Genomic DNA, 13,767 nt, shown 5'->3' with positions numbered 1-13,767 from the left:
CGCCCTGCCTGGGGCAGGGCGCGGGCCGGGTGAGAGCGGGAGCCGCTGTTCCGAGGGACGGGGTGAGCGCGCGATGTGGAGGAGTGGGTGGGCAGGCGGCGGGTGAGGTGGGAGGAGGAGGGTGGGTGGGGGGCGGGGGGGGGAGGGGGCGGGCCCCCGGAGTGTCGACGGAGCGAAGCCCCGAAAGCCCCCCACGAAATACCACCGGACCCAGCCCGCGAACCGGGCACAATGGCCTAGTGACGGTGGCCCGTCCGGCGTCGGGGGGCCAGGGGATTGGAGGCCCGGGTGAGCGATCTTCCGCGCAAGGCAGTGACCCGAACGGCACGGCTCGCCGCCCTGCCGCTGGGCATAGCCGGTCGCGCCACGCTCGGACTGGGCAGGCGCATCGGTGGCCGGTCCGCCGAGGTGGTGACGGCCGAGCTCCAGCAGGCCACCGCCGACCAGCTGTTCAAGGTGCTGGGCGAGCTCAAGGGCGGGGCGATGAAGTTCGGGCAGGTGCTGTCCGTCTTCGAGGCCGCGCTGCCCGAGGAGGTCGCCGGTCCGTACCGGGCGGCGCTCACCAAGCTGCAGGACGCCGCTCCCCCGATGCCCGCCGCCAAGGTGCACACCGCCCTGGCCGAGCGGCTCGGGGAGGGCTGGCGCGAGCTGTTCCTGGAGTTCGACGACCGTCCGGCGGCGGCCGCCTCGATCGGCCAGGTGCACCGCGCGGTCTGGCACGACGGCAGACGGGTCGCCGTCAAGGTGCAGTACCCGGGTGCGGGCGAGGCCCTGCTCGCCGATCTCTCCCAGCTGTCCCGGGTGGCCTGGCTGCTCGGCCCGCTGATCCCCGGGCTGGACATCAAGCCGCTGATCACCGAGCTGCGCGAGCGCGTCTCGGAGGAGCTGGACTACGAGCTGGAGGCCCAGGCCCAGCGCCGGCACGCCGAGGAGTTCGCGGGTGACCCGGACATCGTGGTGCCGGTCGTGGTGGCGCAGGCCGACCAGGTGCTGATCACCGAGTGGATGGACGGCACTCCGCTGTCCGAGGTGATCGCGAACGGCACCCAGGAGGAGCGCGACCGCGCCGGGCAGCTGCTGGCCCGGTTCCTGTTCGCGGGCCCGTCACGGACGGGGCTGCTGCACGCGGACCCGCACCCGGGCAACTTCCGGCTGTTGAAGGACGACGGCCCGATCGGGGGCTGGCGGCTGGGCGTGCTGGACTTCGGCACCGTGGACCGTGTGCCGGGCGGGCTGCCCGCGCCGATCGGGGCCTCGCTGCGGATGGCCCTGGACGGCGACGCGGCGGGCGTGCTCACGATGCTGCGCGAGGAGGGCTTCGTGAAGCCCTCGATCGAGCTGGACCCGGACGCGGTGCTGGACTACCTGCTGCCGATCATCGAGCCGGCGGCGGTGGACAGCTTCCACTTCACCCGGGTCTGGATGCGGGCCCAGGCGGCCCGGATCGCCGATCCGCGCTCGCCCGCCTACAACCTGGGCAAGCAGCTGAACCTGCCGCCCTCGTACCTGCTGATCCACCGGGTGACGCTGAGCACCATCGGGGTGCTGTGCCAGCTGGGCGCCAAGGCGCCGTTCCGCGCCGAGATGCTGGAGTGGCTGCCCGAGTTCTCCGGTGAGCGCCCCGCGAAGCCCGCCGGGGCGGGCGGCCCGGCCGAGCCCGCGAAGCGCACCGCGTCCGCCCCGCCCGGCAAGCCCACCAAGTCCGCGAAGCCGCCCAAGGCCGCCAAGCCCGCCCGCGACTGAGCCGACCGCCCGGGAGCGGGCGCCGCGCACAAGCACAACGGCCGCAGGCCGCTCCCCGGGAACGGGGGGCGGCCTGCGGCACGACGGGGGTCAAGCGGATCGGCGGCGAACCGCCTGTGCCGGCGCTACATCAGCGCGACGGCGAGCGCCTTGCGGGCGCGCAGCGAGGCCCGCTCGGCCCGCTGCCGGAGCTTGCGGGCCCGGACGACCCGGCTGACGAGGCGTTGTTCCTCGGCCTCGTGGAGCCTGTCTTGCATATGGGCACGGGCCAGGGATTCATGCAGGAGTTGCATTTCGAGGGTCCTGTTCTGGATCTGAAGTTCGGTGGTCTGCTCAGCGCGGACGGTCGGATCGATGGCGGCGGGGGTCATGTGGTGGTCCTGCTCGTGGTGCGTGCTCGGAAATGGGACGGTGCGGGCTGCTGCGTCGGCCTTGGCGGCGGCGATCCGTACGGACCGGCGGAGGGCGCTGTCCAGCGGGGGCTGCTCTCCCCGGCGGACTGCCCTGGCGTCGTGGGCGGGGTTCACGCCATGACCTCGGTCTTGCGCGGACGCCCACGCGGCCGCTTGCGGGCCACGACGACACCCTGGACGAACAGTTCGCCGCCCCAGACGCCCCACGGCTCGCGCCGCTCCAGGGCGCCCGCGAGGCAGGCCTCCTTCACCGGGCAGGTGCCGCAGAGGGACTTCGCGTACTCGACGTCGGCGGGCGTCTCGGCGAAGAAGACCTCGGGGTCGAAGGCGCGGCAGGGGATGGGGAAACCGAGCGCCTCGGCCTGCTCGATCGAGTTGAGCTGCATGAACGGAACCTCCGGAGGGTCGGCCTGGTCGGCCTTGGTGATCTGGCTTGTCGGCGGTACGGACGGGATGGGCGGCGTGATGACCGTGGACACTGTGGGCGTCTTCCTCGTCTTCTCAGTGGTTCCGGCCCAGGGAACTGGTGGTGCTGGGCCGGAGGCCCCGGAGGGCCTGGGTGGTCTTGCGTACCGGACAAAACAGAAGGGCCGCGGATCCCGGTGTGACGGGTTCCGCGGCCCTGGAGGTGCCGACCTGAGGCTGACTCAGGTTCGTTCTCTCCAGGGTTCAGGCCCGCGGAAGGCCCGCATCCGGACGGCCTCGGCGCCGATAAAGGCGGCCTTGGCCTGGTTGATCTGCTGCTCGTTCTGCTTCTGGGCGTTTCCGGCACCGACGGCCTGCGCATAGTCGCCATGCATCGCGGCGATTACGACTGACTTCGGTGCCTGGAGCGGTCGCTGGTCGCACTCGGGGCGCGACGTGCCGACCTGCGCCCAGCCACGGGACAGACCGGTCTCGACGACGATGCCTTCGACACTCCTGCCGCCCGTGGGGCACAGATCAGTGTGTCCAAGACCACTGACAGCGGAGGCGACGGAGACACCGGTGGTGTCGAGACCCAGACCGGTTCCACCGAGCTCGGCGAGCGCCCGCAGACGGGCGGCACGCAGGGAGGCAGCGACAACGGTCTGGCCAGTCATTTTGGTGATCATGATGTTTCCCACTGTCTTCGCCTCCTCTCGGCGTCTCGCGGAGCCTGGTTTCCCTGGCTCCGAATGTTCGGATGTCTGTCTCGGTGAAGCTGGTGAAGCGTGAAGCGGGTGAAGCGTGAAGCGGGTGAAGCTGTGTGGCGTGGGGAATCGGCACAGGTCTCACCCCGTGCGACCGCGTCCCCTTGACCGCTCCGGCAGGCTATTGCGCTCCCGGTATGCCGCGCAAACTATTTTTCACGCGAGTTCACGCGGCGCCATCGACGGCACGGTCCGCGCGACGTTCCGCGGCGGTTGCGAAGTCCCCCGAGCAGTCCCCTGGACCGCGCCCGTGCCGGCTCACGCCGGATCGACCGGACCGTCGTCCTCGACGCCGTCCGAATCCTCCTCGGGCTCCTCCCCCGCACACAACGAGAGCACGGCGGCCCCGTACTTGTCCAGCTTCATGGCGCCGACCCCCGAGATCAGGGCCAGTTCCTGCCGGTTCGCGGGCACGTCCTCGGCGATCGCCATCAGCGTCGCGTCGGTGAACACCACGTACGCCGGGACGCCCTGCCCCTTGGCCTGCGCGGCCCGCCAGTCGCGCAGGCGTTCGTAGAGCGCCTCGTCCATCGTGGACGGGCAGTCCTCGCAGCGGCGCAGCTTGCGTTCGACGGCGTCGGTGAGCGCCTTGTCGCAGACCCGGCACTTGACCGGGCCGCGGACCCGCCGGGCGGCGGAGCGCTCGCCGGGCTCGACGCCCCCCCGCCCGCCCCGCGCGCCGGTGCGCGCGCCCGGGGCGGTGGAGCCGGGGCGCAGCCCGTCCATGAAGCGGCTGGGCTTGCGGGAGGCACGGCCGCCCGGGGAGCGGGAGAGGGCCCAGGAGAGGCTGAGGTGCTTGCGGGCGCGGGTGACGCCGACGTAGAGGAGGCGGCGTTCCTCTTCGACCTGTTCGTCGGTCTTGGCGTAGATGATCGGCAGGGTGCCCTCGGTGAGGCCGACGAGGAAGACGGCGTCCCATTCGAGGCCCTTGGCGGCGTGCAGGGAGGCGAGGGTGACGCCTTCGACGGCCGGGGCGTGCTGGGCGGCGGCGCGGGCGTCGAGTTCGGCGACGTAGGCGGCGAGGTCGGTGTCCAGGCCTTCGGCGGTGCGGGTGCGCTCGAACTCCTCGGCGAGCCGGACGAGGGCGGCGAGGGACTCCCAGCGGTCGCGGACGGCGCCGGAGCCGGCGGGCGGTTCGGGGGTGAAGCCGCGGCTGGCGAGGACGGCGCGGACCTGGCCGGCCAGGTCGGGGGCGCCGGCGGTGAGGGGGTCGGCGGCGGCGCGGGCGGCGCCGCGCAGCAGGACGCCGGCGTCGCGGACCTCGGGGCGCTCGAAGAAGCGTTCGGCGCCCTTGAGCTGGTACGGGACGCCGAGGTCGGCGAGGGCCTGCTCGTAGACCTCGGACTGGCCGTTGGTGCGGAACAGGACGGCGATCTCGCTGGCGCGCACGCCGGCGGCGATGAGGTCCTTGATCCGGCGGGCGGTGGTCTCGGCCTCGGTGGGTTCGTCCTCGTACTCGGTGTAGACGGGTTCGGGGCCGGCCTCGCGCTGGGAGACGAGTTCGAGGCGGTGGCGGGCGGCCTCGCCGCGGGCCTGGGAGAGCAGTCCGTTGGCGAGGTGGACGACCTGGGGGGTGGAGCGGTAGTCGCGGACGAGTTTGACGACGGTGGCCTCGGGGTGGCGGCCGCGGAAGTTGAGCAGGTAGTCGGGGGTGGCGCCGGTGAAGGAGTAGATGGTCTGGCTGGCGTCGCCGACGACGCACAGGCTGGCGCCGCCGCCGTCGCCGGTCCACCGGTCGAGCAGGCGCTGCTGGAGCGGGGAGACGTCCTGGTACTCGTCGACGGTGAAGTGCCGGTACTGGCTGCGGACCTGGTCGGCGATGTCGGGCCGGTCCTCCAGGATGGCGGCGGTGAGGAGCAGGACGTCCTCGAAGTCGATGTTGCCGCGGCGGGTCTTGGTCTCCTCGTAGACGCGGTAGACCTGGGCGGTCTCGGCCGGGTCGCGGGGGGCTTCGCGGCCGGACTTGGCGACGGCGGCGGGGTAGTCCTCGGGGGCGGTCTGGGTGACCTTGGCCCATTCGATCTCGGCGGTGAGGTCGCGCAGTTCGGTGCGCTGGACGCGCAGTCCGCAGCGGCCGGCGGCCTCGGCGACGAGCTGGACCTTGCGTTCGAGCAGCTGGGGCACCGGGCCGCCGACGGCGCGGGGCCAGAAGTACTGGAGCTGGCGCAGGGCGGCGGCGTGGAAGGTGCGGGCCTGGACGCCGTCGGCGCCGAGCTGGCGCAGTCGGCCGCGCATCTCGCCGGCGGCGCGGGCGGTGAAGGTGACGGCGAGGACCTGCTGGGGCTGGTAGACGCCGCTGCGCACGCCGTAGGCGATCCGGTGGGTGATGGCGCGGGTCTTGCCGGTGCCGGCGCCGGCGAGGACGCAGACGGGGCCGTGCAGGGCGGTGGCGACGGCGCGCTGTTCGGGGTCGAGCCCGGCGAGGACGGCGTCGGGGCCCGTGGCGGTGCCGGGGTCGGCCCAGGGGGAGCCGTGGGGGCCGTCGTAGGGGCTGCCGCTCAAGAGGTCTTCCTGCATGCGTTCCATCCTCTCAGCCCGCTGGGACAACGGGGGCGGGGTTGTCCACAGGCCCGGTGCGATCGCAGGATGATCGCTCTGCTCCGTGCGTCCTGGGGCCGGAATGACTGCCACCCGGTGGACGTTGCGGCTGTCAGAACGTACGAACCCCTCTTTCGAAGGAGCCCCCTCGATGTCCGGCAGCGTGACGATGTACAGCACGACCTGGTGTGGTTACTGCAACCGGCTCAAGAGCCAGCTGGACCGCGAGGGCATCGGCTACACCGAGATCAACATCGAGGAGGACCCGGCGTCGGCGACGTTCGTCGAGTCGGTGAACGGCGGCAACCAGACGGTGCCGACGGTGCTGGTGCAGCCGGTGGGCGGCGGGGAGCAGGTCGTGATGACGAACCCGAGCCTGATCCAGGTCAAGAAGGCCCTCGCGGCCTGACCCGCCACGGTCCGCCCGGGTCCGCCGGGATCCGCCCCGGTCCACTCTGGGTCGCCGGGTCCGCCGGGGTCGGCGCGCGTCACTGCGCGTCGGCCCGGGCGGGGTCGACGGGGGCGGCGGGGGCGGGCAGGCTGGTGCGCGCGCCGAGGTCGCCGATGCCGTAGACGAGTCGGCTGCGGTCGGCGGAGTAGCGGGTCTCGATGACCCGGACGGGGCCGCGCCGGTCGTAGGTGACGCGGGTCTGGACCATCAGCGGGACGCCGGGGCCGCCCTGGAACCACTGGGCCTCCTCGGGGCCGGGCATCCGGGCGACGAGGTGGTCGACGGCGCCGATCTCGGTGCGGCCGAGGGTGGCGAGGACGGCTTCGTCGCCGCCTTCGACGGGGTCGGGTTCCATCAGCGGGGTGCCGGCGGCGAGTCCGGCCCGGTAGTGGCTCTCCTCGATGGAGTACGGCTCGCGGTCGAGCAGGCGCAGCTGGCGGCGGACGACGATGGCCTCGCCGGGGCGCAGTCCGAGGCGTTCGGCGATGTCGACGCGGGCCCGGACGATCATCATCTCGAAGTCGGTGCTGAGTTCGCGCCCGGCTTCGGCGGCCTCGCCGAGGTAGACGGTGGAGGGGGCGGCGAGGCAGTCGCGCGGTGCGGGGGTCAGGGTGGGGCCGTAGGCGCGGTGGTCGAGCACGGGGTGTTCGCGCAGGTAGGTGCCCTTGCCCTGGAGGCGGACCAGCCGGCCTTCGTTGACCAGGACGTCGACGGCGAGGCGGACGGTGTTGCGGGCGACGCCGTACTGGCGTTCCAGTTCGCTCTCGACCGGGAGGGCGGCGGCGGCGGTGAACTCGCCTTCGGCGATCCGGCGGCGCAGGTCGGCGGCGAGGCGCTGGTATTTGGGGGATTGGGCGGAGCCCCGGGGGATTGTCACCCGAGTGAATGTAGCGAGCGCGGTGACGCGGTTTCAGCCGTTTCCGGCAATGTCGTCCGCGCGGGTTGACGGTGGGGGCGCCGGAGTGCCCCGCGGTAGCAGAACTGGCCCGTCCGGTTACGAACAGACGATCGTGGCGGGTTCGGGAAGAGCTCGAAAAGGAAATAGGGGGCGCGCGGCAAGAGCCACGCGCCCCCTTCTCCTCGGGCGTCCCGGAAATCCGTACCGGATGACCGGATCGCCCGATGACCGGACGACGGGATAGCCGGATGACGGGACAACCGGACGACCGGACGGCCGAATACCGGGACTACCAGCGCGCCGCCGAGGGCAGCGGCTCGCCGTACCAGAGCTCGACCAGGTGGCGGGCGATCGAGATGCCGGAGGGCGGCAGGATCTCCCCGGCCTCCATCCCGGCCCGCAGTTCCTCGCGGGAGAACCAGCGCGCCTCGGCCAGTTCCTCGCCGTCCACGGTGATCTCGGTGCCGCCGGGCAGCGCCTTGCCGGTGAAGCCGAGCATCAGACTGGACGGGAACGGCCAGGGCTGGCTGGCGACGTAGCGGACCTCGCCGACCCGCACCCCCGCCTCCTCGTGCACCTCGCGGGCGACCGCCTGCTCGATCGACTCCCCCGGCTCGACGAACCCGGCCAGCGTGGACCAGCGGCCCTCCGGCCAGAGCGCCTGGCGGCCGAGCAGGCAGCGGTCCTGCTCGTCGGTGATCACCATGATCACCGCCGGGTCGGTGCGCGGGTAGTGCTCGGCCGCGCAGGAGGTGCAGCGCCGCACGTGCCCGGCGCCCGCCTTCTCGGTGGGGTGGCCGCAGCGCGAGCAGAAGCTGTGCAGCCGGTGCCAGTGCTCCAGGGCGACGGCGTGCACCAGCAGCCCGGAGTCCCGGTCGGACAGCATCGCGCCGACCTCGCGCAGCCCGGCGGGGCGGGCGTCGCCGTCCAGCCGGCCGGGCAGGCTCTCGCCGGCCAGCGCGAAGTACGAGACGCCGTCCCGGTCGGTGCCGAGGAAGTAGCGGTCCCCGGTCTGCGGCGCCTCGAAGGAGGGCAGCAGGACGAGTTCGGTGCCCTCGGCGGTGTCCACGACGAAGGCCTCGCCGCCGGCGATCGGCAGCACCCGGGTGGCGGGGTGGCTCCAGGCCGCGGCCAGCCAGGGCTCGTCGAACCGGTGCTCGGCGGCCCGCTCCACCCCGGCCCTGGCCAGGGCCAGGGCTCGCGGGCGCTCGGTCTCAGGCTCGGTGCTCACGTCGTTCCATCCCCACGTGGTGAATCATCCGGATGAGTGATCTGACTGCTGTTCCGCGGGCGCGGCGGCTCACGCGCCGGGCCGGAAGTTCTCGGCCAGGTCGCCCCACAGGTAGGCGGCGGTCTCGACGCCCTTGGCCAGCAGGTCCAGCTCGACCTTCTCGTTGACCGAGTGCCAGCCGTCCGAGGGCACCGAGATGCCGAGGAACAGCACCGGTGCGCCCAGCACGTCCTGGAGGTCGGCGGCGGGGCCGGAGCCGCCCTCGCGGGTGAAGAGGATCTTCTGCCCGAAGGCGCGGCCCATCGCGCGGACGGTGGACTGCAGCGCCGGGTGGTCCAGCGGGGTCAGGCAGGGCCGGGTCGCGCCGGGGAAGACCAGCTCGTACCGGATGCCCTCGGGGACCTGCTCGGCGACCCAGGACCGGACGGCCTCGCGGACCTTCTCCACCTCCTGCCCGGCGACCAGCCGGAAGGACAGCTTGAGGTGCGCCGAGGACGGCACGATGGTCTTGCCGCCGGGGCCGGTGTAGCCGCCCCAGATGCCGTTGACCTCGGCGGTGGGCCGGGCCCAGACCCGCTCCAGGGTGGAGTACCCGGCCTCGCCGCGGGTGCCGTACGACTTGGCGACGCGCAGCCACTGCGCCTCGTCGAAGGGCAGTTCGGCGAACAGCTCGCGCTCGCGCTCGGTCAGCTCGACGACCCCGTCGTAGAAGCCCGGGATCGCGACCTTCCGGTCGGCGTCGTGCAGGGCGGCGGTCAGCTCGGCCGCGACCTCGGCCGGGTTGGGCACGGCGCCGCCGAAGGAGCCGGAGTGGATGTCGGTGTCCGGGCCGTACAGGTCGAGCTGGGCGTCGGCGAGGCCGCGCATGCCGGTGCAGACGGTCGGGGTGGTCTCGGACCACATCCCGGTGTCGGAGATGACCACCACGTCGGCGGCCAGCCGGCCGGCCTCGCGCCGGACCAGGTCGGCGAAGTGCGGCGAGCCGGACTCCTCCTCGCCCTCGATCAGCAGCTTGAGGTTGACGGCCGGCGCGGTGCGGCCGGTGGCGGCCAGGTGGGCGCGCACGCCCAGGGTGTGGAAGAACACCTGGCCCTTGTCGTCGGCGGCGCCGCGCGCGTACAGCCGGTTGCCGACCACGGTCGGGGTGAACGGCTCGGTGTCCCAGCCGTCCTCCTTCGCCGCGGGCTGCACGTCGTGGTGCCCGTAGACCAGGACGGTCGGCGCGGACGGGTCCCCGGACGGCCACTCGGCGAACACGGCCGGCAGCCCGTCGGTCTCCCACACCTCGGCCACCGGGAAGCCGGTCCCGCGCAGCTTGGCGGCCAGCCAGTCCGCGGAGCGGCGCACGTCGCCGGCGCGCTCCGGGTCGGCGGAGACGGAGGGGATCGCCAGCCACTCGGAGAGGTCGGCGAGGAAGGCGGCCTGGTGCTGGTCGATGTAGGAGCGGACGGCGCTGTCCGGGGTACTCGTCATACCGACGACTGTAGTTCGCCCGTGCGGGTGCCCGCCCCGGCCCTCCGGGTGCCGGACGCCGTCGGGCCTGTAACCTCCGTCACCCCCGCCGCCGGGAGGGGCGACGGGGGTGGCAAAGGGGTGGCGGTCGGGGGCGGCCGGGGCCGGGCGCGGCGGTCGGGGGCGGCCGGGGCCGGGCACCGGTCCCACCCGGGCGGCGGGCCTCAGCCGGTGCGGCGCAGCAGCGAGATCCGCGAGCGGGTGAGCAGCGCGGCCAGGCCGGCCGCGAGCAGCGGCAGCACCACGACGGTGGTGCCGATGGTGGCCCAGGGGAAGACCACGGCCCCCTTGTTGGCGAGCTCCTCCGGGCTGATCCCGGGGTAGCCGGCCGCGAGTCCCTGGACCTTGCGCAGGGCGACGGCCGGGACGACGCCGCTGATGACGCCGAGCAGGGTGCCCATGGCAGCGATCACTCCGCACTGGAAGCCGGACAGCGTGCGCCGGATGCGCGGTTCGGCGCCGACCGCTGCGAGGGTGGTCAGGTCGCGCTGGGAGTCGGCGGCGGCCAGTCCGGTGGCGATGCCGGCGGCGCCGAGGGCGACGAGGGCGGCGAAGCCGGCCAGGCCGAGGCCGACGAGTCCGGCCTTGGACTGGTAGCCGCGTTCGACGTCGAGCACGGTGCGGTCGGTGAGCTTGGCGAGTGCGCCGTCGGCCTTCTGCTGGTCGCCGTCGGAGGGTGCGGCCGCGGGGAGCCAGACCGAGCCGGCCGGCCTGGTGCTGAAACCGAGGCGGGTGGCGGTGTCCGGGGTGATGACGATCTGGCCGGGGGCCGGCAGTACGGAGGGGGCGAGGACGGCGTCGACCTCGGTCTCGGTCTCCTTGGGCTTGGGGGCGGAGCCGTCGGCGCTCGCGGCGACCGGTTCGGTGTACCGCAGGGCTACCTTGCCGTCCTTGTAGTAGCGCGGGTCGAAGACCACGGCCTTGCCGGCGGCGAGGGCCTGAACGGCCGCCGGGTCGGTGACGCCGTAGAGGTTGCGCAGCAGGGTGGCGTCGCCGGCGGCGAGGTCGCCGTACTGGCTGCCGCCGCGTTCGTGGATCTGGCAGCGCGGGTCGGTGTTCATCACCCGCTTGATCTCGTCCGGTCCGGCCGGGCTGTCGCGGTCGAAGACCGGGCAGCGTCGCTCCTTGGGCGGCATGACCTGGATGTAGCCGCAGTAGGAGCCGGACTGGCAGTCGCCCTTGAGGTCGACGTGGGAGACGTCGGCGCGCGGGCCGAGGCCGGGGATGGAGCGTTCCACGGTGTCGCGCATCTGCGGGAGCAGCTTGGCCTCGGTGGTGTTGCCGAAGCCGCTGTTGAGGATGACGGCGCCGGCCGGGCCGGCGGCGGCGTACTCGCGGCGGTACTGCTCGTCGTAGCTGGCGAGGAAGACGTTGACGGCGACGGAGCCGGCGACGGCGGCCATCACGGCGGCGACGGCGGGTGCGGTGCGGCCGCGGTGGCGGACGGAGTCGCGCAGGGCGAGCCGGGGGCCGAGCGAGAGCCAGCGGCCGAGCTTGCCGAACAGGCCGACCAGGTACGGGGTGAGGGCGACCATGCCGAGTTCGGCGATGAGCGAGCCGCCGAGGACGGCGAGGGTGCGGCTGGAGAAGCCGCTGGTCGCGCCGACCAGGGCGAGGGCGGCGCCGCCGGCGAGCATCAGCAGGCCGAGCAGGGCCAGTTTGCGGCTGGGGGGCTTGAGCGAGTCGCGGCCGGTGAGCGCGGAGACGACGTCCTGCCGGGAGGCCTGGACGGCGGGCACGATGGCGGCGAGCAGTCCGGTGACCAGGCCGACCAGGAGGACGCCGAGCAGGTCGAGCGGCTGGAGGTTGAAGTGGCCGAAGCGGGCGCCGGAGTACTCCTCGGCCTGGGTGCGCAGCAGGGCGACCAGGCCGATGCCGAGGCCGAGGCCGACGGCGGCGCCGGTGAGGCCGAGGACGATGCCGCCGCCGAGGACGACCGCGCGGACGTTGGCGCGGTCACCGCCCGCGGCCGCGAGCAGCCCGAGCTGCCGGCGCGAGCGTCGGGCCCCGACGGCGAAGGCGGGGCCCGCGAGGAGGACGATCTCCAGCAGGGCCATGCCGACGACGGTGCCGAGGATGACGACGGAGGTGCGGTCGAGCAGGGCGGTGCCGCTGGCGCCGCGGATCCGGTCCAGCTCGGTGTAGTAGGGCACCTGGGCGCGCGGGGGCGGGTCGAGCACGACGGTGCGGGAGGCCACGAGGAAGCCGTAGCCGTTGAGTTCGGTGACCTTGGCCCAGTCGAGGACGGCGCCGGCCGGGAGCTTGACCAGCCAGCGGTCGACGGGGTTGGAGTCGGAGCCCATGTTCGGGTTGGCGTTCGGGAGCTTGCCGACCAGGGTGCCGGGGCGGGCGAGGATCTCGGTGCTCTTGAGGTCGCCGGGGTACTCGACGACGGCGGTGATGGTGAAGGGGCTGGACTCCAGGCCGCGGACGGTGGTGCGGTCGCCGATCCGCAGGCCGGAGCGGTTGAGGAACTCGCGGGTGACGGCGGCCTGTTGGTCGTTCACGGGGGCGCTGCCCTCGACCACGTCGACCAGGCCGCGCCAGACCGGGTCGGTCAGGTCGGCCTCGCCGGTGCGGGTGGTGAGCAGGCCCTCGGTGCTGCTGGCGGCGGTCTGCGGGCCTTCGACGTGCGGCACCAGGGTGCTGCCGGGCGGCAGCAACTGCTGGGCGAGCCGGGCGGGTTCGGTGTCGCGGGCGCGCTGCTGGGCGGGGGTGTACTGGGGGGCGGCGCCGTCCTTGGTCTCGTACTTGGGGCTGAGGACGCGGTAGGACTGGTCGCCCGGGTCGGGGGCCTGCAGGATGGAGGCGCCGCGGTCGGGCATCTCCAGGTGGGCGTCGGCGCGGCCCATGGTGCGCACGACGCGTTCGGAGGGTTCGAGGGTGGCGCTGCGGAAGAACACGTCGGCGCCGGTGACGCCGAGGACGGGCAGCGCGACCATGGCGACGACCAGGGCGCTGCGGCCCTTGGCGCGCAGGGCGTCGCGGCGGGCGATGCGCAGGGCGAGCCGCCAGGCGCTGGGCTTCACTCGTCCACCTGCTTGCTGCCGGCGGCCTGGCTGTTGGCGGCGGCGCTGACGAGCAGGCTGGCGGCGTCCTGGCTGACGGACTCGTCGACCATGCGGCCGTCGCGCAGGAAGACGACGCGGTCGGCCCAGGCGGCGTGCCGGGCCTCGTGGGTGACCATCATGGCGGCGGCGCCGGCGTCGCAGCGGGCGCGCAGCACGGCGAGGACGGCTTCGCCGGTGGTGGAGTCGAGGGCGCCGGTGGGTTCGTCGGCGAGGACGAGGCGGCGGTCGCCGATCAGGGCGCGGGCGATGGCGACGCGCTGCTGCTGGCCGCCGGACATGTCGTCGGGGAAGCGGTCGGCGAGTTCGGGGATGCCGAGCTCCTCCAGGGCGGCGAGGGCTTCGCGGCGGGCGGCGCGGGCGGAGACGCCGTCGAGTTCGCGCGGCAGCGAGATGTTCTCGGCGGCGGTGAGGGCCGGTATCAGGTTGTAGTCCTGGAAGACGTAGCCGATGGAGCGGCGGCGGACCTGGGCGAGCCTCTTGCGGGTGAGCCCGCCGAGGGAGACGCCCTCGACCAGGACCTGGCCGGTGGTCGGGCTGTCGAGGCCGCCGGCCAGGGTGAGCAGGGTGGACTTGCCGGAGCCGGAGGGGCCCATGACGGCGACGAACTCGCCGGGGTGGACCTTGAGGTCGACGCCGCGCAGGGCCTGGACCTCGGCGGCGCCCTGGCCGTGGACGCGGGTGACGTTCTCCAGGTGCAGCACCGGTGTCGGCCGGGGCTGTTGGGTGTGGGACACGGTT

11 protein-coding genes are annotated in these 13,767 nt (G+C 73.6%); 2 read left to right on the top strand and 9 right to left on the bottom strand.

Annotated elements, in window-relative coordinates:
• Window positions 1-288: 288 nt before the first annotated feature.
• Window positions 289-1,743, top strand: a complete 1,455-nt coding sequence (locus ACFXOZ_RS34555; RefSeq protein ID WP_380593850.1) for an ABC1 kinase family protein — start codon at window positions 289-291, stop codon at window positions 1,741-1,743.
• Window positions 1,744-1,868: 125 nt separating this feature from the next.
• Here the strand turns inward: ACFXOZ_RS34555 and ACFXOZ_RS34550 are convergent, their stop codons facing one another.
• The 4 genes from ACFXOZ_RS34550 to ACFXOZ_RS34535 form a co-directional block, all read right to left on the bottom strand.
• Complete coding sequence (locus ACFXOZ_RS34550) at window positions 1,869-2,270, bottom strand: hypothetical protein (RefSeq protein ID WP_360244644.1); 402 nt, start codon at window positions 2,268-2,270, stop codon at window positions 1,869-1,871.
• Window positions 2,267-2,635 (bottom strand): WhiB family transcriptional regulator, encoded by a 369-nt coding sequence (locus ACFXOZ_RS34545; RefSeq protein WP_375884869.1) that lies wholly within the window; start codon window positions 2,633-2,635, stop codon window positions 2,267-2,269. The genes ACFXOZ_RS34550 and ACFXOZ_RS34545 overlap by 4 nt, the downstream gene beginning before the upstream one ends.
• 168 nt (window positions 2,636-2,803) lie before the next feature.
• Window positions 2,804-3,262: a hypothetical protein gene (locus ACFXOZ_RS34540; RefSeq protein WP_380525883.1), complete on the bottom strand. Its 459-nt coding sequence runs from the start codon at window positions 3,260-3,262 to the stop codon at window positions 2,804-2,806.
• Between the two features lie 324 nt (window positions 3,263-3,586).
• On the bottom strand, window positions 3,587-5,854 hold the full coding sequence (locus ACFXOZ_RS34535) for an ATP-dependent DNA helicase UvrD2 (protein ID WP_375884864.1): 2,268 nt from the start codon (window positions 5,852-5,854) through the stop codon (window positions 3,587-3,589).
• A 163-nt stretch (window positions 5,855-6,017) separates the two neighbouring features.
• Between ACFXOZ_RS34535 and ACFXOZ_RS34530 the strand changes: the two genes are divergently transcribed.
• Entirely contained in the window at window positions 6,018-6,275 is a 258-nt protein-coding gene (locus ACFXOZ_RS34530; protein WP_375884862.1) for a mycoredoxin, read from the top strand.
• 79 nt (window positions 6,276-6,354) lie between these two features.
• On the opposite strand, the gene ACFXOZ_RS34525 is transcribed toward ACFXOZ_RS34530, so the two are convergent.
• From ACFXOZ_RS34525 to ACFXOZ_RS34505, 5 genes are all read right to left on the bottom strand, one after another.
• Window positions 6,355-7,194, bottom strand: a complete 840-nt coding sequence (locus tag ACFXOZ_RS34525) for a GntR family transcriptional regulator (protein ID WP_375884861.1) — start codon at window positions 7,192-7,194, stop codon at window positions 6,355-6,357.
• Window positions 7,195-7,504: 310 nt separating this feature from the next.
• Window positions 7,505-8,446, bottom strand: a complete 942-nt coding sequence (nudC, locus tag ACFXOZ_RS34520; protein ID WP_375884860.1) for an NAD(+) diphosphatase — start codon at window positions 8,444-8,446, stop codon at window positions 7,505-7,507.
• 69 nt (window positions 8,447-8,515) lie between these two features.
• On the bottom strand, window positions 8,516-9,919 hold the full coding sequence (locus ACFXOZ_RS34515) for a dipeptidase (protein ID WP_380525887.1): 1,404 nt from the start codon (window positions 9,917-9,919) through the stop codon (window positions 8,516-8,518).
• A 203-nt stretch (window positions 9,920-10,122) separates the two neighbouring features.
• Window positions 10,123-12,987: an FtsX-like permease family protein gene (locus tag ACFXOZ_RS34510; RefSeq protein WP_380593847.1), complete on the bottom strand. Its 2,865-nt coding sequence runs from the start codon at window positions 12,985-12,987 to the stop codon at window positions 10,123-10,125.
• Complete coding sequence (locus tag ACFXOZ_RS34505; RefSeq protein WP_380408170.1) at window positions 12,984-13,763, bottom strand: ABC transporter ATP-binding protein; 780 nt, start codon at window positions 13,761-13,763, stop codon at window positions 12,984-12,986. The genes ACFXOZ_RS34510 and ACFXOZ_RS34505 overlap by 4 nt, the downstream gene beginning before the upstream one ends.
• Between the last annotated feature and the right edge of the window lie 4 nt (window positions 13,764-13,767).

The sequence above is a fragment of the Kitasatospora sp. NPDC059160 genome (assembly GCF_042755465.1).
In the GTDB taxonomy this organism is placed as follows: Bacteria; Actinomycetota; Actinomycetes; order Streptomycetales; family Streptomycetaceae; genus Kitasatospora.
This window is presented reverse-complemented; position numbering and strand designations above follow the sequence as displayed.

Excerpts from the sequence above, each read along its gene's own strand:
- ACFXOZ_RS34535 (WP_375884864.1), bottom strand. The coding sequence starts at position 5,854 with ATGGAACGCATGCAGGAAGACCTCTTGAGCGGCAGCCCCTACGACGGC.
- ACFXOZ_RS34530 (WP_375884862.1), top strand. The coding sequence starts at position 6,018 with ATGTCCGGCAGCGTGACGATGTACAGCACGACCTGGTGTGGTTACTGC.
- ACFXOZ_RS34515 (WP_380525887.1), bottom strand. The coding sequence starts at position 9,919 with ATGACGAGTACCCCGGACAGCGCCGTCCGCTCCTACATCGACCAGCAC.